The organism is Desulfofundulus australicus DSM 11792, assembly GCF_900129285.1.
In the GTDB taxonomy this organism is placed as follows: Bacteria; Bacillota; Desulfotomaculia; order Desulfotomaculales; family Desulfovirgulaceae; genus Desulfofundulus; species Desulfofundulus australicus.
On the sequence record NZ_FQUW01000032.1, the window covers coordinates 1 to 23683 of the forward strand.

Here is a 23683-nt window from a genome sequence, read left to right on the forward strand (position 1 = left end):
TTTCCCAGCGTTATCCCGGTCTAATGGGCAGGTTATCCACGCGTTACTCACCCGTCCGCCGCTGGCAACGGAAGTCGGCCGTCGGAAATCGGATGCCAGATCTTTCGTCGCAACTGGCCTCAGGCCACTTGCTTCTTATCTGACTTCTGACCTCCGATGACCGACCTCCGTTACCCGCTCGACTTGCATGTGTTAGGCACGCCGCCAGCGTTCGTCCTGAGCCAGGATCAAACTCTCCATCCAATCCTTTGTCCCAGAATCACTCCCGCACACGCTCTTCCTCGCCAGATGCTCCAGCCCTTTAAGCTGCACACCCGGCTTCCTCCCTGTTCAGTTTTCAAGGACCAACACTTTTGTATTTTACTCGCCTCTCCGACTCCTGTCAACACTTTTTTCATGCCGGGAGGCAAGCTTGTTAAAAATATGTTAACATTGGTTTTCCAATTTCGTCAAGGGGTTTTCCCTTTGAGTTTTCCGCGCCTTTCGGCGCGACGCTTTTTAATAGTATCACAAGATATTTTTAAAGATCAACCTGTAATTTCTGCCAGCACTGCGGCAGCGCCAGGCGCGCCGGGCCGGGCATCGTAAAGACAGGCTCCTTGCGTTTTTGCCGCCAGCATTTTTCCCCGTATGTTCTCCAGGAAGGTTGCTTTTTATGCGTCTTACGGATTATTACCAGAGCCAACGCCCTGCCCGCCAAACAACCCCCCGGAAATGTTGACAAAGGTGCCCGGCACCTGGCCCACGATAATGCTTTCCACCAGTGGTACCTGGCTGGCCACCTGTGCGGTAGCGCTGCGGGGTGGCACCACAATACGCACTTCGGCATTAAAATCCAGGTATATGCGGTGGCGCGTCTGGTTGATACCAGCCTGTTCAAAGCGGTCATCCACCTTAACCCGCACGCTGCCCACCGGCACAATGTTAACAGGAATGCGGGGGCCATAGCCGGCCAGCAGCTGCGTACCGGTAACCTGCCCCAGGGGTATACGCAGGGATTCCCGGGATAGCTGCTGCAGGGCAGATTGAATCATTAAGGTAACGTCGGCAGCAAACTGATTGATTCTCATGGTATTGGCCTGCATTAATACTATATGCCCCTGGGCATCCTTGTGCACCTGCACGAAATCCTGGTACTGCAGGTTGCTGTTGTAAACCCTTTGCTGTACCGCCCGGTTTATGGTTTCGGTGGCCATTTGAACGGCCCGGGTTTCGGCTATTTTAAAGATGGTGGGCTGTAAAACCCGGTCAATCCAAACCACTAGGCCCAGAAGCAGGAAAAAAATCAGGGTTAGAAAAATAAAGGCCCGGTAATTCTTGCGCCTTCTATACAAGCAAATCACCTCTTCGGCGAGGGGAGGCATCTCCCGGCCGGGAAAGTATAAGCGGTAACCATTGTCCCTGCAAATATTATATGTAAGCCGGCCTGGACACCCCGCCAAAAAAATCAAGCCGGCACCGGGCCGGCTTCAGCTTGCAGACAAAGTATTTCCGGGATGTGCCCTGGTTTTAGTCGTCGCTCCCGGTCGTATCGCTGGCCGGGCCAAAAGGCCCCGGCTCCGGTCTTCGGCGGGTACCGGCCACATTCACACTTCCTGTGTTCAGGTGGCCTCCGCGGACATCCGGTCCGCGGCCCCGCCTCATCCCGTCGCCCGGGCCTGGCCCGGCAGCGCTCACTCCAGGTCGCTCCTTCTTTAAAACCAGGGCACATAAAGATAATCAGAAGCCGGCACCGGGCCGGCTTAATTTGCACCGTTTATCAGCAAATAATCCTTAAGAATTTCCGCTTCCCGGCCCGGATGATCATCCCGCCGGCCGGAACAAGCTTAAAGTTGGGGTCGTCAACCCTTTCCCCGTTAACCCTGACTCCTCCCTGCTGGATCAACCGCCTGCCCTCGCTGGTACTGGAAACCAGGCCGGCCTGATGGAGCAGCCGGGGCAGCCAGATGCTGCCGTCTTCCAGCATGTCCGGCGTTATACGGAATTCAGGAATTTCATCGGGCAGCTCACGCTGCTGGAAGACACGCTTGAATTCTTCTTCGGCCCTTAACGCCGCTTCTTCCCCGTGGTAGAAGGATACTATTTCCCGGGCCAGCCGCATCTTGACGTCCCGCGGATGCAGGCTGCCGTCTGCCAGGCCGGCCTCGATACGGCGCACCTCCTCCAGGGGTACCGGTGTAACCAGCTCGAAATAACGCACCATCAGCTCATCGGGCAGAGACATGGTTTTCCCGTACATCTCCCGGGGCGACTCATCAATGCCGATGTAATTACCCAGGCTCTTGCTCATCTTGTGGACCCCGTCCAGGCCCTCCAGAATGGGCATCATAATGGCCACCTGGGGCTCCTGGCCGTACTCCCTCTGCAGCGTCCTGCCCATGAGCAGGTTGAACTTCTGGTCCGTGCCCCCGAGTTCAATATCCGCCTTTAAGGCAACCGAGTCGTAACCCTGCATGAGGGGGTAGAAAAACTCGTGAATGCTGATGGGCAGGCCTTCCCGGAACCGGCGGGCAAAATCCTCCCGTTCCAGCATGCGGGCAACCGTATACTTGGCCGCCAGCTCGATAACCTGGGCAAAGGTCAGGGAGGCCAGCCACTGGCTGTTGAACACCAGCCTGGTCTTTCCGGGATCTAAAATTTTAAAAATCTGCTTTTCGTACGTCCGGGCATTGGCCTGCACTTCTTCCTCGCTCAGCTGCTTGCGGGTCTCCGTCTTTCCCGTGGGATCGCCTATGCGGGCTGTATAATCGCCCAGAATGATAATCGTCTCATGCCCCAGTTCCTGAAACTGCCGCATTTTCTGCAGTACCACGGTATGCCCGAGATGAATATCGGGAGCCGTCGGGTCCAGGCCCAGCTTTACCCTCAAGGGGCGGCCCGTAGAAAGTGACCGCCTGAGCTTTTGCTCCAGCTCTTCCCCGGAAATAATTTCCGCCGCACCCCGTCTAATGATCTCCAGCTGTTTTTCCACACCGAGCATTTTTCTTCTCCCTTCTCCTACCATTCCACGTCCCTTCATTATATCAAAACGTGGAACTGCCTGACAAGGTAACCATGCAGGACCGCCCGCTCCGCAGGCAAACCGGCGCCTGGCCCGGACACGGGCGGGATCCCGGCGTACCTGGAAATCCATGGCCGCCAAACGGCCCGCTCAGTATCAAGGGCCTGAATAGGTATTCCCCCGGACAGGGGGAAAGGATCAAACTTTTATGCCAGTTATGATATAATGCTGGTATGAAAATCTACAGGAGGCATGTACATTGGCCAGAAAGAAAAGAAGAAGATTAAATATCTTTCGGCTGTTTTTATCTTTAATCCTGCTGCTGGTAATTGCCGGCGGCGTCACCGCACTGGGTCTGGTTGTCATAAGCATCAAAGACCTGCCCGCCTGGAGTGAAGAAAAGCTTCTTTCCAGTGCATCCACTTCCATCTATGACCAGAACGGGGAGCTGGTCGCCAGAGTGGGCGAGGAAAACCGCGTGCCGGTGGACTTGAAAGAAATACCCCAGCATGTCCGGGAAGCTTTCCTGGCCATCGAGGACGTGCGGTTTTACCAGCACCACGGCGTGGACCTGCGGGGAATTATCCGGGCGGCCTGGACGGATATCACCGGCGGCCGCATCCAGGAAGGCGGGAGCACCATTACCCAGCAACTGGTCAAGCTATCCTTCCTGACCCCGGAGCGGACCATCAAAAGGAAAATCCAGGAGGTAATCCTGGCCATCATCACGGAAAGGCGCTATACCAAGGACGAAATCCTGGAAATGTATTTAAACAAGGTTTACTTCGGAGCGGGAGCCTACGGCATTCAATCTGCCGCCGAGACTTATTTTGACAAGCCGGCCAGGGACCTTACCCTTTCCGAAGGCGCTCTCCTGGCAGGATTGATCCAGGCACCAAGTGCTTACGATCCTTTCGTCAACCCGGAAGCGGCAAAAAAGCGGCGCGATCTGGTACTGGACAATATGGTGAAGTACAACTTCATTACTGCTGAAGAGGCGGCACAGGCCAGGGCCATCCCGCTGGAAGAGATGCTCAAACCGGGAGGCAAGCAGCAGTATCCCTACCCCTTTTTTATCGATTACGTGACCGAGCAGCTGGTGAACAGGTACGGGACGGAGCAGGTCTTTAAAGGAGGGCTGCACGTATTCACCACCCTGGACCCGGCAATCCAGGAAGCCGCGGAAAAGGCCATGTCCGACCCGCGGAACTACCCGGCCTCGGTCAGGGACAGCCAGGGTGTTCTCCAGCCCGAGGGAGCAGCGGTGGTCATAGACCCCCATACCGGGTACATCAAGGCCATTGTGGGCGGCCGGGAGCACACCCACCGGCTGCAATGGAACCGGGCCACCATGCCCCCGGGAAGGCAACCCGGCTCAACTTTCAAGCCAATCATAGCTTACGGTCCGGCCGTTGAATACAAAGGTATGGCCCCGGCCTCGGTAATCGATGATATTCCGGTAAAGTACGGTAATTACTCCCCCCGGAACTACGACGGACGCTACCGGGGGCTGGTCACCATGCGCACCGCCATTGCCAGTTCCATCAACGTGGTGGCCGTAAGGGTACTTATGGAGCACGTGGGAATTGCCAGCGCCATCAAGTTTGCCCGGGGGCTGGGCATTAACCTGGACCCCCAGACCCACGGCCCGAGTATGGCCCTGGGAGGATTGCGTGAAGGCGTCACCCCCCTGCAGATGGCTGCCGCCTACGGCGCTTTCGCCAACCAGGGTATTTATCTGGAACCCACAGCCATCACCCGGGTGGAGGATGCCAGCGGCAATGTCCTCTACGAATACCAGCCCAAACCGGTCCGGGCCATGAAAGCCACCACCGCCTATCTGATCACGGATATGCTGAAAACGGTTATCGAAAGGGGTACCGGCACCAACGCCCGGATAGGCCGGCCGGCGGCGGGCAAAACGGGTACCTCGGACCAGGGCAAGGATCTGTGGTTTGCCGGGTACACACCGGAACTGGTGGGAGTGGTATGGATTGGTTATGATAAACCCAGGGCCATGCCCCAGGAATTTGGCGGGCGCTACCCGGCCATTATCTGGCGTCAGATCATGTCCGCAGCGCTCAAGGACGTACCGGTACACCAGTTCCCCAGGCCGGAGGGAATTGTCACTGCCACTGTGGATGGAAAATCGGGGCTGTTGCCGGGTCCCAACACCCCGCCTTCCGATCTGGTAACCGACATTTTTGCCCGGGGAACCGTTCCCACCAGGGTTGATAACACCCATGTGCTGGTGGAAGTATGTGCCACCACCGGCCTGCTTCCCAGCCAGTACTGCCCGGAACGGATCACCAGGGTGATGATTAAACTGCCCTACAGCGTGCCCAGCTATGTCCAGGATTACGCCCAGCGCGTGCCCACGGCAACCTGCACGCTGCACACGGCACCGCAAGAAGCGATACCGCCGGAAAACCAGGACCAGCCAGCCCAGCCCGGCGAGCAACCCGGGGAGATAATCCCGCCTCCCGGGCAGCAGGAGCAGCCGGGCAGCGACCAGGGGCCGGTGGGGCTGCTGCGGGAACAAATTAACGGTCCCGGCTGGTTGTCAGGCCCAAGAAATCCCCGGGCACGGGAATAAGTTAAGGCAGGGGGCTGCTGCGGCAGCCCCCTGCCCTTTCAAGCCAGGTCCACGACGGTAACGCCCGTACCACCTTCGCCGTGTTCGCCCAGGCGGAAGGACTTCACGCGCCGGTCTGTTTTCAACCGCTGCTGGATGGCCGTCCGTAAGGCGCCGGTTCCCTTGCCGTGCACCAGGATAACCCGGGACAAACCGGCCAGGGTGGCATCATCCAGGTATTTTTCCACTTCCTGCAGCGCTTCCTCGGCCCGCAGGCCCCGCAGGTCGAGCCGGGTGGAAATGGAGCGTACTTTATCCTCCATCAGCGCAGATACCCTTACCTCTCCCCGGAAACTTTCCTCCCCCGCGGGCAGGCGCAGTTCCCCCAGCGGAACATTGATTTTAATCATGCCTACCTGGACCTGTACTTCTCCATCCTCCGGCGGGGCCACCACAGTACCCGTCTGGTTGAATCGGGGCAGGAAGACCGTCTGGCCCACGCTTACCGTTTTGGGAACCGCCCCCGCTCCCGGGGGAGCGGAAGCGGCAGGCTCCGGCTGCAGGCGCTCCTGCATCCCCGCCAGCTTCTCCCTGGCCTCGCGAATGGCCTCTTCCCGCACCCTGGCCGCTTCATCGGCCAGGCGTGCCCGCAGTTCCTTAATGGCCTCCTCCGCCTCCTGCCGGGCCCTTTTTACAAGCAGCCTGGCTTCTTCCCGCGCCCGGGACAGGAGGCTCTCCCGCCGGGCAGCCAGCTCCTCCTTCAGAGCCCGGTAACGGGCCCGCAGTTCTTCGGCTTCTTCCCTGACCCGCCTGGCTTCTTCCAGCTCCCGTTCAGCCTGCTGGCGGGCCCGCTCCAGCTGCTGCATGAGGTCGGCCACCTGCACCTGTTCCACGGTCATAAAGCTCCTGGCCCGCTCAACCACATCCGGAGCCAGGCCCAGCCTGCGGGCAATCTCAAAGGCATTGCTCGCGCCGGGTTTGCCAATCAGCAGCCGGTAGGTGGGCTTCAGGGTAACGGCGTCAAATTCCACGCTGGCGTTTTCCACCCGCTCCCGGGTAAAGGCAAAGTTCTTCAACTGGCTGTAGTGCGTTGTGGCCACGGTCCTGGCGCCCATTTCATGCAACCTCTCCAGGATGGCCTGCGCCAGGGCCGCCCCTTCATCCGGGTCGGTACCGGCTCCCAGTTCATCCAGGAGCACCAGGCTGCCCGGCCCGGCCTGGTTTAAAATGCCCACAATATTGGTAAGGTGAGAGGAGAAAGTGCTCAGCGATTGTTCAATGCTCTGTTCATCCCCGATGTCGGCAAAGATGGCGTTAAAAACACCCAGTTCACTGCCTTCGGCCACGGGGATGTGCAGGCCCGACTGGGCCATCAGGGCTAAAAGACCGATGGTCTTTAAAGTTACGGTTTTCCCGCCGGTATTGGGCCCGGTGATCACCAGGGTGTCAAACTGGTAACCCAGGTGAACCGAGATGGGAACTACCTCGCCGGTAAGCAACGGGTGCCGGGCCTGGCGCAGGTTCAGCCTGGGAGCCGGAAGCAGCCGGGGTTCCACAGCGTCCAGGTGCTCGCTGTAACGGGCCCGGGCCAGGATAAAATCCAGCTGCCCCAGGGCCTCCAGGGACTGAGCCAGCTCCTCACCCCTCGCCGCGACAGCCCGGGAAAGTTCCCCCAGAATCCTCTCGATTTCCTGTTTTTCCATCACCTGAAGGCGGCGCACCTCATTATTGCTTTCCACCACGGCCATGGGTTCAATAAAAAGGGTGGCGCCGCTGGCCGACTGGTCGTGGATTATGCCCGGAACCTGGGACCGGTATTCCTGTTTCACAGGCACTACGTAGCGCCCTTCCCGGATGGTCACTATCGGGTCCTGAAGGTACTTCTGGTAGGCGGGAGAACGGATGATACTTTCCAGCAACTCCCTGACCTGCTGCTGGGCGCGCAGGAGCCGGCGCCGGATGCTGGAAAGCACCGGGGAAGCGTCGTCGGCAATCTCACCCCCGGGCAGGATGGCTTTTTTAATTTTCCTTTCCAGCTCGCTGAAATTGCCAATCTTGAAGGCTATTTCTTCCAGCAGGGGATAGCGCCCCGCACGCCCGGCAAAAAACTTCCTGATCCTCTGCAGGGCTCCCAGGGTCTGGCCCGTTTCAAAGAGCTCCTGCGGCTCCAGCACGGCCCCCTGGACGGCCCTCTGCAGCTGGCGGCGAATATCGTGCCACCCGCCAAAATCAGCACCGGGCTCCAGGCGCAGGAGTTCCCTGGCCTGGGTGGTCTCGGCCTGCCAGGTTTGAATGGCCTGCCGGTCGGTAACCGGGCGCAGGGAAAGTACCCTTTCCCGGCCCAGGGAAGAAATGGTGTACCGGGCCAGGTGTTCCAGCACTTTATCGTATTCCAGGCGTTTTAATGTGCGCTCATCCATAGTTGATCCCCTATTATCATAGCACTTCAGCCAGTTAATTGCACCCTGGAAAATAAAGGTTAAGGTCTTGCTAAGTTTGGCATCTGCTCGGCTCAATGTCGCTCGCTTACGTGCAGAACGGCAGCGAGTTTCAACTTCTCTTGGTGACTGAAAGCGTCATGGGTGTCAACTTAAAAGTTAAGGGGGGTTATTCCACCCCCCGGTAAAAATGGCCCCTGGTGAGGCCGGCGGGACTGTACTGCTGCAGGCGATCCCGCAGGCGGGAAAGTTCACCGCCATCCACGGCCGGATTCAGGGAGAGGGCCCGGCGGTACGCCTTTACGGTGGCCCGGGCGTATTCCGCCCCCCGCCCCCGGGCATCAATGCGCAGCGAGGCCACCCCGATTTCGGCAAGCCTGTGCACCTCGTCCACCAGGCAGAGATCCCGGGAATTAAACAGGTGCATGCGGCAAAACTGGTCCATCTCCAGCGGGAAAACAGCTCCCACCCGGTCTTTGAGGGCACAGCGCCTGCCCCGGCAGGGACCGGCGCAGTTGCGGCCGGGCGCCAGTCCGCCCAGCAGGCTGCCCGGGGCGCAGTAGCGGGAAACCATCAATTCCACTGCCCCCTGAACCAGGACCTCCGCGGCAAACCGGCCCCCCTTCACCAGGCCGGCCACCTGACCCAGGGTTAATTCCGGGGAAAGGGCCAGTTGTACGGCGCCCTGTCCCAGAAGCCAGGCGGCAGTGCGGAGGTTAAAGACATTAAAAGCCAGGTCGGTATAAAGGGGCAGGCCGGCACGCCTTACCGGTTCAAGTAATCCCAGGTTCCCCACCAGGACGCCCTGCACCGGGAGCTCCGAGGCCAGTTCCAGCCGCCGGAATATTACGTTCATCTCCGGGTCATGGATTATACGGGGGGTGGAGAGAACGAAGGAAACCCCGTGCTCCCGGCATATTTCCACTCCCCGGCGGATTTCTTCCTCTCCCACGGGGGGGCCGGAGCGGAAACTTTCCCCTCCGAAATAAACCCGGTCCACCCCGGCGCCAACGGCTGCTTCCAGGGATTCCAGGTCGGTAACCGCTATGGATATCAAGGGTTCCCCGCCGGGGGACCACTCCGGGGGCAGGTCCCGGACCGCCAGCTGCAGCCGGGCTTGCGCCAGCCTCCGGGTAAAGGTGTCATCCGGCAGAGGGGGAGCCGGCCGGGCCGCTTCGCTCCTGGCCGCCTCCAGTTCTTCAATGGCCCGGCGGCGGGCCTCGTTAATTTCCCCCACGGGTACAATTACATTTTCGTCCAGTTCGAAGTGCACGTCCTTTAATACAAAAGGGGTATTCCCCAGGCGGTCAAGCTGGCCCTTTAAAAAGTCCGGGGTCAGGGGTCTTTTAACTGCCGGCACTGCGGGGGTATGCCCGGTACCCCATCCGCTGCAGCCGGTATCATCCTCCACCCGCACCTGCACCGGCTCCCCCTGCCGCACCCGGACATAAAAGGTTACCGGGAACTTGCGTACCTCCCGGGGCGAAGCAAAGGTGGCCCGGGCCCGTTCCACCAGAGCGGCATCATGGGTCTTAAAAAGGCGGTCCTGGGGCCGCACTTCGCGGGGCAGGGGAATTTCCACCACTGCACCGGCGGGAGCCTCTTCCACTTCCCGCCCCCTTTCCCGGATAGAGTGCACTTCCACACCCACCCGGCCGCCCCGGCTCACCCAGACCTCCACCCCGTCACCCACCCGTAGAGGCTCTTCCAGGGCCACTTCCGCCCGCCCGGTGCGGGAGTGGTAGCGCACCACCCGGCCCAGGAACAGCCCCCGGTTGTTGGGCCGCTTGTAGCTCATCAGCTCGTAGCCCGGCCGCCCGTAATAATAACCGGTGGTGAAGTCCCGGTTGAAGATCTGGGCCAGATCCCTGGCCTCTTCCGGTGTGATGTAGAAGTTCTCCTGCAGGGCCCGGTCAATGAGCGTGCGGTAAATCCGCACCACCGTGGCCACGTACTCCGGCCTTTTCATGCGCCCTTCAATTTTAAAGGAGTTTATCCCGGCCCCGATGAGGTCGGGCAGGTGCCCGGAAAGGTTGAGATCCCGCGGGCTGAGCAGGTATTCCCCAACATCCCGGGGGTCCACCAGGGGACGCCCCTTCTCATCCACCAGGGTATAGCGCAGGCGGCAGGGCTGGGCACAGCGTCCCCGGTTGCCGCTGCGCCCGCCGATCATGCTGGACAAAAGACACTGGCCGGAGTAACAGATGCACAGGGCACCGTGGATGAAAACCTCCAGTTCGGCCCCGGTTTTTTCTTTTATCTCCCTGATTTCCTGCAGGCTCATTTCCCGGGCCAGCACCACCCGCTGGAAGCCGAGGGACAGGAGTTTTTCCACCCCTCCGCGGTTATGCACGGTCATCTGGGTGCTGGCATGCAGGGGCAACTCGGGAAGCACCTGCCGGGCCATGGCTGCCAGGCCGAGATCCTGCACAATCACGCCGTCGGCCCCGGCCTGTTGGAGAAAATGGAGGAAGCGGACTGCTTCCTCCAGCTCCTCATCGGACAGGAGGATATTGACGGTAACGTATACCTTAACCCCCCGGGCATGGGCGTAAGCCACCGCCCTCTGCAGCTCCCGGTGGTCAAAATTGGCCGCACCCTGCCGGGCATTAAAAAGTTTGCCGCCCAGGTAAACGGCGTCGGCACCGTTTTGTACCGCTGCCACCAGAGCCTCCCAGTCCCCGGCCGGGGCCAGCAGTTCGGGTTTAGCGGACCGGGTCAAAGGCTGCTCCCTCCAAATGTTAAGACCTGCGGCTGAATCTTAAGAGCCCCGCGCAGGGGATGATTTCCACGCCCCTGGCCTCCAGCTCGTCCAGGAACAGGTTCATGCCCAGGGAATCGCTGGCCATGTGGCCGGCAATGATCACGTTGATGTGGTTTTTTTCCGCCTCTTTGCGGTGTTTTTCGCCCATATGCATGACCAGAAGCGTTCCCACGCCCGCCTGGGACAGCCTGGCGTAGGCATCTTCCGACCCGCTGGTGCCCCCGGTCATATCCACCATGATCTTGCCGGCCCGGCGTTCCCTGGAACCCACCACAATGGCCGGCCCGGCCTTGTATTTGACGGCTTCCCTGTATTCGGGCTGCTCTTTGAGCAGCTTGAGGATATCGCCCAGCGTTTCCGGCTGCTTTTCGTCCATGAGCTTTTGTAAAAAAGCAGTCACCATGTTGTCGGCGGCCGTATGTACGCACATGAAGGCCAGCCCCAGGATCCGGGCGGCATCCACGGCCCGGTTATGATTCAGGGGCATGATCGCCCGCTTGACCTCGGCAATACGGGAGGACATAATTCCCTCGGCCACATTTATGGGCACGCCAAAGCGGGCCAGTATATCTTCCTGCAGGTGCATTACCTGGTGGAGGGAAGCCATGGCCTTACCTTCCGGGTGGTGGGACAGGATCAGGTCCACCGGGCGGCCCTTCTCCCCCAGCCTGTCGGCCAGGAGCACTTCCCCCACTTCCATGTCGATGCCCACCAGCACCCGGCGCACTTCCCTCTCCGGGTCGCCCACCAGGATACGGGTGTCATCATAGGGGTTGACCAGGCGCTCCAGGTCGTATTCCTCTTTTTCTTCCTCCTTCATCTTCTCGTACTTTTCTTTTTCCCGGGCCAGGTACTTCTGCACAGCCTCCAGGCCGCGGGGGTCGTTTTCCATGCCTTTGGCAATGGCCAGTTCGTAGATTTCCCGGATCTTCATGCTTATTCCTCCCCTTCACCCATAACCTTAATGATCACCCTTTTCCGGCGCCGACCATCAAATTCGGCGTAATAAATCTGCTGCCAGGGTCCCAGGTCCAGTTTCCCCCCGGTAACCGGTACGATAACCTGGTGATGGACCAGTATGCTCTTTAAATGGGCATCCCCATTATCCTCACCGGTCCGGTGATGGTGGTAGTGCTTGCCAAAGGGGGCGATTTGCTCCAGCATCTCATCTATATCCCTGATGATACCCGGCTCGTCGTCATTAACATAGACTCCGGCGGTAATATGCATGGCAGAAACCAGAACCATTCCTTCCCGGATGCCGCTTTCCCGTACCGCTTCCTCTACTTCGCGGGTGATGTTTATGTACTCGCGCCTCTTCTCCGTATTAAACCAGAGGTACCTGGTATGCGTTTTCATGTTCCCGACGCCTCCCCGGTTGCGTATGGTTTGGTTTAACCCTGCCTGGAAACATAAGGACTGCCCCGCAGGTAAAAACGCAGGGGTAAATCAGCACCCTCTTTTATGCCAATACGGGTGGAAGTGACCACGGGCAGCGGTTTTCCTTCCCCCCGGCAGAGGAAGAGCGGGCTTCTGGTCAGGTCCCAGCCGTTATGCGCACGGGTGATACCCATGGCCTGCACCAGCCGGGCCGGCCCGCTGCACAGCTCGGTTAGTTTTTCCCGCCCCCGCCTGGCCTGCATGAGCTCAATGCCTGCCACCGGCTCCAGGGCCCTGATGAGAACGGCTTCACCCACCCCCTCCTCCCGGGTGACCACGTTAAAACAGTAATGCATGCCGTAGATAAAGTAAACGTAGGCGTGGCCGGGCGGGCCGAACATCACCCGGTTGCGCGGGGTCATCCCCCGGGAAGCGTGGCAGGCGGGATCCCCCTGCAGGTAGGCTTCCGTTTCTACAATCCGGCCTGCTGTCAGCCCCTCACCGCTCTCGTGAACCAGGTAGTGGCCGATCAATTCCCGGGCCACTGTAACAGTATCCCGGGCATAAAAGGAGCGGGGCAGAACCCGTGAAAAATCAACTGTTTTTTCCTCCATAATATCCCCCGACCTCAAGTTTTTTACCCAGCAGCTCCAGCAAATCCGGGAGGTCCAGGGTGTTCACCACATCCTCCGGCCTCAACCAGGCCCGGCGGGCTACGGCTACCCCGTAGGGGATTTCATCCAGGCGCCTCAAATCGTGGGCATCGGTGTTCACCACCAGCCTGACCCCGCAGTCCCTGGCCAGGCGGGCATAATGCTCGTTGAGGTCCAGGCGGTCGGGAGAAGAGTTGATCTCCAGGATCTTGCCGTGCCTGGCTGCCGCCTCGATAACCCTTTCCAAATCCAGGGCGTAGGCTTCCCGCTCGCCCAGAAGGCGCCCGGTGGGGTGCCCGATAATGGTCACGTATTCATTTTCGATGGCCTGCAAAACCCGGCCGGTCATCGTCTCTTCGTCCTGACGAAAACCACTGTGCACCGAGGCCACCACCACATCCATCCCCGCCAGGACTTCATCGGGAAAATCAAGGCCGCCCCGGACCAGAATATCCACCTCTGTCCCCGTGAGGATGCGGAAGTCCTTTTCCTTTTCGTTCAGCTCCCGGATGAGGCGGTGCTGCTCCTGCAGGCGTTCCAGGGACAGCCCCCGGGCCACGGTAAGAGACCGGGAGTGATCGGTAATGGCCACATAGCGGTAGCCCCTCTCCCTGGCCCGCTGCACCATCTGGAGGATGGAATTGGCCCCGTCGCTCCAGTCGCTGTGCACGTGCAGGTCGCCTTTAATGTCCCGGACTTCCAGGAGGCGGGGCGGGCTCTCCCCGGCAAACAGCTCTAACTCTCCCCGCCCTTCCCGCAACTCGGGAGGTACGGGCCACAGACCCAGACGGCGGTAGATATCCTCTTCCTCCTGCGGCAGGGGCGCACCGGGGACCGGGGGGACGGAAGCAACCCCCTCACTGCCGGGCCCGTCCCTTACCTCGTCCAGGCAAAAGCCCCTTCTGGCGGCCAGGGCCTGCAGCTGACGCCAGTGTTCGGCGCTACCTGTGGCCCGCAGAAGGGTGATCCCGTATGCACCCGGCCCGGCCACTTCCAGCTCCACAGGCACCCCCCACCAGGTCAGGACCCGGATCCTGTTTTCCCCCCGCTCCAGCACTTCCCTCACCCGGCGGTAACCGGCCAGGGCGTTCAAAAGCGGCTCCGGATCCTCTGCCGCCGCCACCAGCCGGACCTCGTCCACCGTTTCCCGCCAGCGGCGCACCCCGCCCGCCACCGCCACCTTCCGGGTGCCGGGAACGTCCTGAATGAAGGTGGCCACCTCGCCGGCTATTTCCCGGGCCAGGGGTAGAAGAATCCGCCCCCGGCGGCTGCGTACCAGCTCGATGCTGCGCAGGATCTCCTGCTCGGTTTTAACCCCCATTCCCCTGAGGGCCCGTACCTTTTTCTCCCGGGCCGCTTCTTCCAGCTCGGCCAGGGAGGTGATCCCCAGCTGTTCGTGCAGAAACCGCGCTCTTTTAGGCCCAATACCCGGCAGGGCCATCACTTCCAGGATTCCCGGCGGCCACTTGCGGCGGAGTTCCTGCAGCTTTTTCATTTCTCCGGTGGCAATCAATTCCCCTATCTTGGCCAGAATGTTTTTGCCTATACCGGGAACCCCGGCCAGCGTTCCCCGCCGGTACATTTCCTCCACCGGCTCTTCCAGCCCGGCAATGGCCCTGGCCGCCCGGCGGTAGGCCCGGATTTTGAAAAAATCTTCACCCTCAAATTCCAGAAGATCGGCCAGCTCCCGGAAAGCCCAGGAGATTTCCATATTCTGCATGGTCAGTATCTCCCCAGGAAAATACAGTTATTTTTAGCTGCCAGACATATTTAGCATAACAGGAATCTTTTCTTCCGGCAAACCGTATACAAGCACAGGGGCACCCTTCCCGGGTTTCAGGGCAGATATACCCTTAATTATAGTACACCCCGGTAAAAGAAACCTGCAAACCGGCCTGCAGCTGCTGCACCGGGGAGGCATCCCGCCTGCGCTTTTACCCCCGGCCCCGCCGCAAAAAAACCGCCTGCCCCGGCAGGCAGACGGTTACCGGTCAAAACCTATTTTGCTTTCCTGTCCATTTCCAGAAGTTCGGCCAGCTCGTCGTATTCTTTCTGCAGTTTCATCAGCTCATCGGCAATGTTCAGGGCGGTGAGCAGTGCTGCCTTGGACAACCCCAGACGGGGGTTGCGGGTAATCACCTGGCGTATCTTCTTATTGACGTACTGGGCCAGCATGCGCAGGTATTCTTCCGGTTCATTGCCTTTCAGAATATAGTACTCACCAAAAATCTCCACCTCAACCCGGGTTTCCTGCTTGCCCATAGCCGTTCCCCCTGGTTTTCAAATACTTACCTCCTTCGCCGTTGACCGGAGAAAATCCTGCCGGTGCGACAACTTTTTCTGTCGTGAATGCCTGCCGTTTGCACGCGCTCGCTCCGTTCGCCTCGCAGGCCAAACTAGTGCTCGACCTCGGGCTCCGGCGGGGTTCCCGGCCCATTCGGCATCCATGCCTCAGGGGCCGGCCTCGGGCATCCATGCCCTCGGCCCCGCCTCCGCTCTCGGTCTTGCTAAGTTTGGCATCTGCTCGGCTCAATGTCGCTCGCTTCCGTGCAAAACGGCAGTAACGCAAAGCGTCATGGGCGTCTACTTTCTCAGCTCAGCTCCCAGCTCCCTGTCCAGGGCGGCAGATATGGCCTCGGTTTGAGCGGTCACCTCCGCATCGGTCAGGGTGCGGTCGCCGGCCTGGAACAGCAGGGAAAATGCCAGGCTGCGGCAGCCTTCCTTCACCTGTTCACCCTCGTAGACGTCAAACAGTTCCACCGACCGCAGCAGGTTACCGCCGGCCCGGCGGATCACCCGCAGCACGTCGGCCGCCGGAACTTCCCGGCTTACCACCAGGGCCAGATCCCTTCTCACGCCGGGGAACCGGGGCAGGGGCTGGTAGCGGGGTGGCCCACCGGCCAGGGCGAGCAAGGCGGCCAGATCCAGCTCAAAGGCGCACACCCGGGCATCCAGCTCATATTCCTCCAGCACATCGGGGTGCAGCTCTCCCAGCACCCCCACTGTTTTCCCATCCACCACGACCCGGGCGGTACGGCCGGGGTGGAAAGCGGGGTTTTCCCTTTCCCTTTCCAGGTGCAGGCCGGGCAGTCCCAGCCTGGCCGCCAGCGTTTCCAGAACTCCCTTCAGGTAGTAGAAATCCAGAGGCAGGGGCGGCCTGTTCCAACCCGCAGCTCCCTGACCCATGGCCGCCGCGGCCAGTACCGGGCGTTCTTCGGGAAGGGCCTCTCCCTCCCGGGGGAGGAAAACCCGGCCCACCTCAAAGATGGCCCCGCTGGTCACCCGCCGGTGGAAATTGCGCGCCAGCACATCTAAAAGGCCGGGCAGGAGCATGGTGCGCATAATCGATTGTTCCACGGAAAGGGGGTTCTGCAATGACAGCGCCCGGCGCAGGGGGCTGTCCGCAGGTACCTTGAACCGGTCGAATACAGCGGGGCTCACAAAGCTATAGGTGATCACCTCGGTTAAACCGCACTCCACCAGCACTTCCTTCAAGCGCTTGACCAGCGCCTGCTCCCCGGTACGCGCACCCCGGGTGGTAACCCCGTAGGGCAGGCTGGCCGGTATGCGATCATAACCATAGATCCTGGCCACTTCTTCAATCAAGTCAATTTCCAGGTTGATGTCCACCCGGTAACTGGGCACATTTACCAGCAGGTCCCGGCCGGCATCCTGCACCTTAAAACCGAGCCGGGTTAAAAGATCGGCCGTTTCCTCCCGGGGGATCTCCGCCCCCAGTATGTACTCCACCCGCTCGGGGCGCAGGATGATGGTCTTCTTTGCCGCCGGGGAAGGATAATTATCCACCGCACCGGCTACCACTTCCCCGGCACCGATCTCCACCAGCAGGGAAGCGGCCCGGTTGGCGGCAGCCAGGCATCCTTCCAGGTCAATGCCCTTTTCAAAGCGGGTTGAGGACTCGGAACGCAAACCCAGAACCCGGGAAGTACGGCGGATGCTGGTGGGGTGGAAATGGGCCGACTCCAGCAGCACCGTGGTGGTGTTTTCCGTTACCTCGGTTTCCAGGCCTCCCATGACCCCGGCCACAGCCACCGCCCCACCGGGGTCAGCAATAACCAGCATTTCAGGTTCCAGCTTTCGCCGGGAACCGTCCAGGGTGACTATTGTTTCCCCCGGGTGGGCCCGGCGCACAATAATATGGCCGTCCTTTAACCTGTCGTAGTCAAAGGCATGCAGGGGCTGGCCCAGCTCCAGCATGACATAGTTGGTTATATCCACGATATTGCTGATGGGACGCAGACCGGCGGCCCGCAGGCGTTCCTGCATCCACAGGGGCGAAGGCCCGACTTTTACCCCGGTGAAGAGCCGGGCCACGTAACGCCGGCACAGGCCGGGTTCCAGAATGTCCACCCGGACCCGTCCCTCCAGGGAACTTCCCGGTATTTCCCGGACTTCCATGCGGGGAAGGCGCAGGGGCTGCCCCAGCAGGGCGGCCACTTCCCGGGCTACCCCGATCATGGACAGGCAGTCGCCCCGGTTGGGGGTAAGGTCCAGGTCGAAAATAACGTCATCCAGGCCGATAACCGGGCGCACGTCCACCCCCAGGGGGGTGTCTTCGGGGAGGATCATGATGCCGTTTGCCTGGTCGGCAGGCAGGGTTTTGGGGTCAAGGCCCAGTTCCTGTCCGGAACAGAGCATCCCCCGGGATTCCACCCCCCGCAGGCGGGCCTTTTTAATTACCAGCCCGCCGGCCAGCCGCGCCCCTTCCAGGGCCACGGGAACCACGTGCCCCTCCCGGACGTTGGTGGCGCCGGTTACGATCTGCCTGAGCTCCGGTTCCCCGGTGGAAACGAGACAGACCACCAGCCTGTCGGCATTGGGGTGGGGCTCTATTTTCACAATGCGTCCGGTAACCACGTTGCTGATTTCTTTCCCCGGCTCCTCCAGGCCTTCCACCGCCAGGCCGGCCATGGTCAGGCGGTCGGCCAGTTCCGCCGGGCTAACAGGTATATCCACGTATTCCTGCAGCCATTTAAATGAAACCCGCAATGCTTATTCCTTCTCCTTTCCACTAAAACTGGGCCAGGAAACGCAAATCGTTGTCGAAGAACAGGCGCAGGTCATCTATGCCGTACTTGAGCATGGCAATACGCTCTATACCCATGCCAAAGGCAAAACCGCTGACCTCCGCCGAGTTATAGCCGGACATTTCCAGAACCCGGGGGTGGACCATGCCGCAGCCCAGGATTTCCAGCCAGCCGGTGTGGGAGCATACCCGGCACCCCTTACCGCCGCACATAACACAGGAAATGTCCACCTCCGCACTGGGCTCGGTAAAGGGGAAGTAACTGGGGCGAAAACGGGTCCTGGTGTTCCCGCCAAACATCTCGCGGGCAAAGACATCCAGCACTCCCTTCAGATCGCCAAAAGTTATCCGGCGGTCCACGGCCAGTCCTTCTACCTGGTGGAACATGGGCGAGTGGGTGGCATCGTCATCCCGCCGGTAGACCTTCCCCGGGGCAATAATTTTCACCGGCACCGCGGGCGCAGTACGCTCCATGGTGCGCACCTGAACCGGGGAAGTGTGGGTGCGCAGGAGCACCTCGGGCCCGATGAAAAAAGAGTCCTGCATGTCCCGGGCCGGGTGATCCTTGGGCAGGTTCAGCGCCTCAAAATTGTAGTAGTCCAGCTCCACCTCGGGACCCTCGGCAATGGAAAACCCCAGCCCCAGGAAAATCTCTTCAATCTCCTCCTGGACGGTGGTCAGGGGGTGCTTTTTCCCCGTTAAAAAGGGCGTCCCGGGCAGGGTTATATCGATGCTCTCGGCTGCCAGACGCATCTTTTTGACCCTGGCCCCCACCTCTGCCGTGCGTTCGGCCAGCTGTTTTTCCAGTTCCTCCCGGATGCTGTTGACCAGCTGGCCAATTCTGGGCCTCTCGCCGGGCGGCAGGGCGCTCATCCCCCGCAGTACCCTGGTAAGCTCGCCCTTTTTACCCAGGTAACGGATGCGGATCTCCTCCAGGGCTTCCGGGCTGTCCGCCCGGGCCAGCGCTTCTTTTGCTTCGGCTGCCATTTTATGTAACTGCTCTTCCAAGACTGGTCCTCCTTTTCTTTCTTCTTTACCCCCCAAAACATAAAAACCGCCCCTTTTTTCGGGACGGAATTTCTCCTCACCTGCGGTAACACCCTCAACTTTACGTGCATAACGGGGAATTTAAAACCGCCATGCGTCCCATAACGTAACCTGGTGTGAAAGGGGTGACCGTGAAATATTTTATCTACTCTTAGGCATCCTTGCAAAATCCCTCAATGCACAGCCAGCCTCCGGTACAGGATGTAGGCGCGAATGGAACCGGTCGCTTCAAACAGTCTCCAAAAAAACTCGGCGGTTAAAAACATTTAACCACGACCTTTCCACTTTTTCTGGGGGCCCTTCGCAGTTGATTATATCACAAGCTTTTTTTTAAAACAAGGAAGTTTCCAGAAAAATTAAGGCTCCCGGCAGGTTGCCGGCGACAATTTTTTACTCCAAACTGCCCCCGCCCCCGCTGCAGGCCATCCGCTGGCGCACAACTTCGTACAGCATAATGGAAGCCGCCATGGCCACGTTCAGGGACTCGGCCCGGCCGGGCATGGGAATGGTGGCCTGGATGTCGGCATACTGCAGCAGCCAGGGGGAAATCCCCCGGGCCTCATTGCCCACGGCCAGGACGGTGGGGCCGGTCATGTCCACGGCAGGCAGAGGAACCCCGCCGGCGGGAACACCGGCCACCAGCAGGAAACCCGCGGCCTTCAAACGGGCAACCAGCTCTTCCCCTTCCCGTACGCCCAGCACGGGCAGGTGAAATAAAGAGCCCATGGTGGCCCGGATGGTCTTCGGGTTGTACAGGTCCACCGTTCCGGGAAGCAGGAGAACCCCGCCCGCGCCGGCGGCACTGGCACTGCGGATCATGGTGCCCAGGTTGCCCGGATCCTGTACACCATCCACCAGCAGCAAGAGGGAAGCGCCGCCTGCAAGCAGCCCCTCCGGGGTGTAGCCGGGGCTTTGCACCACCGCCAGCACTCCCTGGGGCGTTTGGGTATCGGCCAGCTCACGGAAAAGCCCCTCGTCCACGGGCATAAGCTGCACCCCCCGCTCCCCGGCCAGCTCAAGGAGGGCACCGGCCCGCTCACCCGGGGGCGGGGTGTAGACAAGCATTTTAACCGGCCAGCCGGACCGAAGCGCCTCTTCTATCAGGCGCACCCCTTCCAGGAGAAAATGGCCTTCTTTTTCCCGCTGCCGGCGGCGGGCCAATCGGCGCAGGTATTTTATTTTCGGGTTGTTTTTGCTTGAGATCATAATTTATCCTCGAGGCTTCTCAGTTTATCGTTGCGCCCCACGACCACCAGGATATCGCCTTCATTGATGACCTGTTTGGCACCGGGGGAAATGACAATATCCTCACCCCGGCGGATGGCCAGCACCGTAACACCGTATTCCCTGCGCATGGCCGATTCCTGCAGGGTTTTGCCCACAAACTCACGGGGAGCGATCAGTTCAATAATGCTGTAATCGGGAGAAAGATTGATCTGGTCCACAATATTTCTGGAGACCAGGGCGTGGGCCAGCCGCACCCCCATATCCCGTTCGGGGAACACCACCATGTCGGCCCCCACCCTCTGCAACACCTTGCCGTGAAGTTCGGTAACCGCCTTGGACACCACCCGGGGAACACCCATTTCCTTGAGCATCACGGTGACCAGAATGCTGGACTGCACATCCTGGCCGATGGCCACAATGACCACATCGAAATTGCGCAGGCCCAGGGATTTCAAGGCCTGTTCATCCATGGCATCCACACAGACGGCATAGGTAACCTCGTCGGTAATGGCGTTAACCCGCTCCTCATTGGTATCCACCGCCAGGACATCGTAACCCATACGTGCCAGGGTCCTGGCCACGCTGGAGCCAAAACGCCCCAGACCGATAACAGCAAACTGTTTCATCTTTTATCCGACCACCCCTACCCCACCATGATTTTTTCTTCAGGATAACGGATACCTGTCCTGCGCCGGCGCTGGGCGAAGGCATAGGCCAGGGTCAGGGGGCCCAGGCGCCCGGCAAACATGGTCAGAATAATGGCCACCCGTCCCGCGGAAGACAGGTGCGGGGTTATCCCCATGCTCAGGCCAACCGTGCCAAAGGCCGAAACGGTTTCAAACAAAACGGCCAGGAAATTACCGCCTTCCGTTATGCATAACACCAGGGTAACCGTAATCACCAGGAATATAGACCACAGGGCCACCGACAGGGCCTTGTAGACCTGCCACGGCGGGATGCGGCGTCGGAATAACTCCACATCCTCCTTCCCCCGACCTAAAGACCACAGGGTGATCCCCAAAAGGGCAAAGGTGGTGGTTTTAATCCCCCCGCCGGTGGAACCGGGAGAAGCCCCGATAAACATCAAAATAATTATGAAAAACTGGGTTGCTGCATTTAAGTGCCCGATATCCACAGAGTTAAAGCCCGCTGTGCGGGGGGTGACCGCCTGAAAATAGGAGGCCAGGATTTTCCCGGACAAAGGTAAATCACGCAGAATATGCCCCCACTCCAGCAGGCCGAAAACCAGGGTGCCGCCGATAATGAGCGCAGCCGTTACCCGGAGCACAAGCCTGGTATGCAGGGAAAGGCGCCGGGTGCGCGGGTAGTTGAAGAGCTCTATAACCGTGGCAAACCCCAGTCCCCCCAGGATAATGAGGGTGGTTATGGAAATGGTAACCACCGGGTCGCTTACATAGCCGGTAAGGCTTCTAAAACCGCCAATAATATCAAAACCGGCGTTATTAAAGGCGGAAACGGCATGGAAAAGACCCATCCATAAGCAGCGGGGAAAACCGTAATCAAAATAAAACCGCAGGGAAAGTACCAGGGCAAAAAAACCTTCGGTAAGAAAAGTAAACAGGAGAACAGCCCGCACCAGCCGGACCACACCGGCCACCCGCAGCTGATTCAAAGATTCCTGGATGATCAGGCGCTCCTTAAGACCGATACGCCTGCCCATGAGGATAAAAAAGAAGGTGGCCATACTCATGAAGCCCAGCCCGCCAATTTGTATAAGGCCCAGGATTACCGCCTGCCCGAAGGTAGACCAGTAGGTACCCGTATCCACCACCACCAGACCGGTCACGCAGACCGCCGAAGTGGCCGTGAACAGGGCGGTGAGAAAATCCGTAGCTTCTCCGGAGCGGCTGGATACGGGCAGCATGAGCAACAGAGCGCCGGTCAGGATGACCAGCGCGAACCCCAGCACCAGCACCTGAGGGGGGGTGAGATTTAAGGGAAAGCCCTTAAGGTTATCCAGCCGCACTTTAAAATTTAGCTTCATAAATTGACCTTCCCGTATGGTTTCTCCAAACCGGTGCATCCATAAGAGATATTATAGAAAGATGCCGGTAAAAAGTCTACAAAAAACTAAAAGCATGGTTGCCACCATGCTTAGTTTATACCACGGAAATTAAATTTACCGCTGGATCACTGAGTCAGGAGCCAATCTTTGATTTGGCCACTTCAACCAGCTGCCCAAAGGCCCGGGCATCATTGACGGCCAGATCGGCCAGCATTTTGCGGTTGATTTCCACCCCCGCCTTGCGCAGGCCGTTCATCAGGCGGCTGTAGGTAATGCCGTTCATCCGGGCGGCTGCATTTATACGGGCAATCCACAACTTGCGGAAATCCCTCTTTCTGGCCCGGCGATCGCGGTAGGCATAGGCCAGGGATTTCATAACCTGCTGCCTGGCTATCCGGTAGAGCTTGCTTTTCGCTCCCCGGTAACCTCTGGCCAGCTTGAGTATTTTTTTGTGCCTTCTACGGGAAACCACACTGCTTTTAACGCGTGGCATAATCGTCTCCTCCTCGAATAATGTTGCCTCTAATAGGGAAGCAGTTTCTTGAGCCTTTTCATATCAGCATTGCTAACCAGGGCAGCCTGAGCCAGCCGGCGCTTGCGCCGGGCCGACTTCTTGCCCAGCAAGTGGCTGTGAAAAGCATGCATGCGTTTTACTTTTCCGGTGCCGGTTTTCTTAAACCGTTTTGCAGCACCACGGTGGGTTTTGATTTTAGGCAAGGGATGCCACTCCTTTCTATTCCTGATAAGCTTCCTGCTGTATTTCCTGCCTGGTTTCCTGCTTGCTTTCCTGCTTGCTTTCCGGTTTTATATCCTGCCGCGGGGCCAGGATCATAACCATATTCTTCCCTTCCAGCCTGGGCTGCCTTTCAATTATGGATAAGTCCTTGACCTGCTCGGCCAGGCGTAATAAAAGCTGGTGGCCGAGCTGGGTATGCATAATTTCCCGCCCGCGGAACATTATGGTGGCCTTAACTTTATCGCCCTCTTTTAAAAACCGGGCGGCATTCCTGACCTTGACCTGAAAATCGTGTTCTTCAATACTCGGCCGCAGTTTAACTTCCTTGATGTTAATAACGCGCTGCTTTTTCCTGGCCTCTTTTTCCCGCTTGCTTTGCTCGTACTTATACTTGCCGTAGTCCATAAGCCGGCATACCGGAGGCCTTGCCTGGGGGGCAATTTCCACCAGATCCAGCTGGTGTTCCTCGGCCAGCCGCAGGGCTTCTCTTAAAGGCATAATCCCCAGCTGGTTACCCGACGGGTCAACCACTCTTACTTCCCTGGCCCGAATCTCCTCATTCACCCGGAAATTTTTGGTAATATTTATGCACCTCCTGGACTTGATAAAAACAAAAACGGGCGCATCCCACCCGCTTTAAAACAGCAATGATAAAAATCATATCATAAAAACCCCGAGACAGCCCGTACTGTGGCGTCATGGGGTGAGAAGCGGATGGCTTCTTCTTGACAGGTAATTTTATCCCCGCAATTATATCATGGTTAAAACTCCCCCGTCAAGGGGCGGGAA

General features: G+C 59.2%; 19 protein-coding genes and 1 rRNA gene. 1 reads left to right on the top strand and 19 read right to left on the bottom strand.

Features of this window, described 5'->3' with window-relative positions; all coding sequences use genetic code 11:
- From BUB44_RS11525 to tyrS, 3 genes are all read right to left on the bottom strand, one after another.
- Window positions 1-243: ribosomal RNA gene (locus tag BUB44_RS11525) — 16S ribosomal RNA — on the bottom strand; the annotation flags it as partial.
- Between the two features lie 419 nt (window positions 244-662).
- Window positions 663-1334, bottom strand: coding sequence for a sporulation protein YunB (gene yunB, locus BUB44_RS11530; RefSeq protein ID WP_073166497.1), 672 nt, complete (start codon window positions 1332-1334; stop codon window positions 663-665).
- Between the two features lie 425 nt (window positions 1335-1759).
- Window positions 1760-2980 carry a tyrosine--tRNA ligase gene (tyrS, locus tag BUB44_RS11540; protein WP_073166553.1) on the bottom strand — a complete coding sequence of 407 codons (1221 nt, stop codon included), beginning with the start codon at window positions 2978-2980 and terminating at the stop codon, window positions 1760-1762.
- A gap of 280 nt (window positions 2981-3260) precedes the next feature.
- Here tyrS and BUB44_RS11545 point away from each other — a divergent pair, with 280 nt between their 5' ends.
- A complete protein-coding gene (locus tag BUB44_RS11545) occupies window positions 3261-5597 on the top strand; it encodes a transglycosylase domain-containing protein (protein ID WP_073166503.1) in 2337 nt (778 codons plus the stop codon).
- Window positions 5598-5635: 38 nt separating this feature from the next.
- Here BUB44_RS11545 and BUB44_RS11550 read toward each other — a convergent pair whose 3' ends face one another.
- The 16 genes from BUB44_RS11550 to infC all read right to left on the bottom strand — a co-directional run bounded on the left by BUB44_RS11550 (window position 5636) and on the right by infC (window position 23458).
- A complete protein-coding gene (locus BUB44_RS11550) occupies window positions 5636-7996 on the bottom strand; it encodes an endonuclease MutS2 (RefSeq protein ID WP_073166506.1) in 2361 nt (786 codons plus the stop codon).
- Window positions 7997-8183: 187 nt separating this feature from the next.
- Window positions 8184-10736, bottom strand: a complete 2553-nt coding sequence (locus tag BUB44_RS11555; RefSeq protein ID WP_073166508.1) for a U32 family peptidase — start codon at window positions 10734-10736, stop codon at window positions 8184-8186.
- Between the two features lie 19 nt (window positions 10737-10755).
- Window positions 10756-11712, bottom strand: coding sequence for a Nif3-like dinuclear metal center hexameric protein (locus BUB44_RS11560; protein ID WP_073166511.1), 957 nt, complete (start codon window positions 11710-11712; stop codon window positions 10756-10758).
- A gap of 2 nt (window positions 11713-11714) precedes the next feature.
- Window positions 11715-12137 carry a secondary thiamine-phosphate synthase enzyme YjbQ gene (locus tag BUB44_RS11565; RefSeq protein WP_073166513.1) on the bottom strand — a complete coding sequence of 141 codons (423 nt, stop codon included), beginning with the start codon at window positions 12135-12137 and terminating at the stop codon, window positions 11715-11717.
- A 35-nt stretch (window positions 12138-12172) separates the two neighbouring features.
- Window positions 12173-12772 (bottom strand): DNA-3-methyladenine glycosylase, encoded by a 600-nt coding sequence (locus BUB44_RS11570; RefSeq protein WP_073166516.1) that lies wholly within the window; start codon window positions 12770-12772, stop codon window positions 12173-12175.
- Window positions 12753-14531 (bottom strand): DNA polymerase/3'-5' exonuclease PolX, encoded by a 1779-nt coding sequence (gene polX / locus BUB44_RS11575; protein ID WP_073166518.1) that lies wholly within the window; start codon window positions 14529-14531, stop codon window positions 12753-12755. Before polX ends, BUB44_RS11570 begins: the two co-directional genes overlap by 20 nt.
- A 278-nt stretch (window positions 14532-14809) precedes the next feature.
- Window positions 14810-15073 carry a cell division protein ZapA gene (locus BUB44_RS11580; protein WP_027356927.1) on the bottom strand — a complete coding sequence of 88 codons (264 nt, stop codon included), beginning with the start codon at window positions 15071-15073 and terminating at the stop codon, window positions 14810-14812.
- A gap of 321 nt (window positions 15074-15394) precedes the next feature.
- Window positions 15395-17821 (bottom strand): phenylalanine--tRNA ligase subunit beta, encoded by a 2427-nt coding sequence (pheT, locus tag BUB44_RS11585; protein ID WP_073166520.1) that lies wholly within the window; start codon window positions 17819-17821, stop codon window positions 15395-15397.
- A 22-nt stretch (window positions 17822-17843) separates the two neighbouring features.
- Complete coding sequence (pheS, locus tag BUB44_RS11590) at window positions 17844-18845, bottom strand: phenylalanine--tRNA ligase subunit alpha (RefSeq protein WP_423219794.1); 1002 nt, start codon at window positions 18843-18845, stop codon at window positions 17844-17846.
- Window positions 18846-19078: 233 nt separating this feature from the next.
- Window positions 19079-19171, bottom strand: a complete 93-nt coding sequence (locus tag BUB44_RS15140; RefSeq protein ID WP_072868310.1) for a YqzL family protein — start codon at window positions 19169-19171, stop codon at window positions 19079-19081.
- Between the two features lie 124 nt (window positions 19172-19295).
- Window positions 19296-20111 (bottom strand): TrmH family RNA methyltransferase, encoded by an 816-nt coding sequence (locus BUB44_RS11600; RefSeq protein WP_207545656.1) that lies wholly within the window; start codon window positions 20109-20111, stop codon window positions 19296-19298.
- Window positions 20108-20758 carry a potassium channel family protein gene (locus BUB44_RS11605; RefSeq protein WP_027356931.1) on the bottom strand — a complete coding sequence of 217 codons (651 nt, stop codon included), beginning with the start codon at window positions 20756-20758 and terminating at the stop codon, window positions 20108-20110. The genes BUB44_RS11600 and BUB44_RS11605 overlap by 4 nt, the downstream gene beginning before the upstream one ends.
- Before the next feature lie 17 nt (window positions 20759-20775).
- Window positions 20776-22137 (bottom strand): TrkH family potassium uptake protein, encoded by a 1362-nt coding sequence (locus BUB44_RS11610; protein WP_073166526.1) that lies wholly within the window; start codon window positions 22135-22137, stop codon window positions 20776-20778.
- Window positions 22138-22291: 154 nt separating this feature from the next.
- Window positions 22292-22651 (bottom strand): 50S ribosomal protein L20, encoded by a 360-nt coding sequence (gene rplT, locus BUB44_RS11615; protein WP_027356933.1) that lies wholly within the window; start codon window positions 22649-22651, stop codon window positions 22292-22294.
- A 29-nt stretch (window positions 22652-22680) separates the two neighbouring features.
- A complete protein-coding gene (gene rpmI, locus BUB44_RS11620) occupies window positions 22681-22875 on the bottom strand; it encodes a 50S ribosomal protein L35 (protein WP_073166529.1) in 195 nt (64 codons plus the stop codon).
- A 16-nt stretch (window positions 22876-22891) separates the two neighbouring features.
- On the bottom strand, window positions 22892-23458 hold the full coding sequence (gene infC, locus BUB44_RS11625; protein WP_242655968.1) for a translation initiation factor IF-3: 567 nt from the start codon (window positions 23456-23458) through the stop codon (window positions 22892-22894).
- Between the last annotated feature and the right edge of the window lie 225 nt (window positions 23459-23683).

Excerpts from the sequence above, each read along its gene's own strand:
- tyrS (WP_073166553.1), bottom strand. The coding sequence starts at position 2,980 with ATGCTCGGTGTGGAAAAACAGCTGGAGATCATTAGACGGGGTGCGGCG.
- BUB44_RS11550 (WP_073166506.1), bottom strand. The coding sequence starts at position 7,996 with ATGGATGAGCGCACATTAAAACGCCTGGAATACGATAAAGTGCTGGAA.
- BUB44_RS11560 (WP_073166511.1), bottom strand. The coding sequence starts at position 11,712 with ATGAAGATCCGGGAAATCTACGAACTGGCCATTGCCAAAGGCATGGAA.
- BUB44_RS11565 (WP_073166513.1), bottom strand. The coding sequence starts at position 12,137 with ATGAAAACGCATACCAGGTACCTCTGGTTTAATACGGAGAAGAGGCGC.
- BUB44_RS11570 (WP_073166516.1), bottom strand. The coding sequence starts at position 12,772 with ATGGAGGAAAAAACAGTTGATTTTTCACGGGTTCTGCCCCGCTCCTTT.
- polX (WP_073166518.1), bottom strand. The coding sequence starts at position 14,531 with ATGCAGAATATGGAAATCTCCTGGGCTTTCCGGGAGCTGGCCGATCTT.
- BUB44_RS11580 (WP_027356927.1), bottom strand. The coding sequence starts at position 15,073 with ATGGGCAAGCAGGAAACCCGGGTTGAGGTGGAGATTTTTGGTGAGTAC.
- pheS (WP_423219794.1), bottom strand. The coding sequence starts at position 18,845 with ATGGCAGCCGAAGCAAAAGAAGCGCTGGCCCGGGCGGACAGCCCGGAA.
- BUB44_RS15140 (WP_072868310.1), bottom strand. The coding sequence starts at position 19,171 with ATGTTTTTAACCGCCGAGTTTTTTTGGAGACTGTTTGAAGCGACCGGT.
- BUB44_RS11600 (WP_207545656.1), bottom strand. The coding sequence starts at position 20,111 with ATGATCTCAAGCAAAAACAACCCGAAAATAAAATACCTGCGCCGATTG.
- BUB44_RS11605 (WP_027356931.1), bottom strand. The coding sequence starts at position 20,758 with ATGAAACAGTTTGCTGTTATCGGTCTGGGGCGTTTTGGCTCCAGCGTG.
- BUB44_RS11610 (WP_073166526.1), bottom strand. The coding sequence starts at position 22,137 with ATGAAGCTAAATTTTAAAGTGCGGCTGGATAACCTTAAGGGCTTTCCC.
- rplT (WP_027356933.1), bottom strand. The coding sequence starts at position 22,651 with ATGCCACGCGTTAAAAGCAGTGTGGTTTCCCGTAGAAGGCACAAAAAA.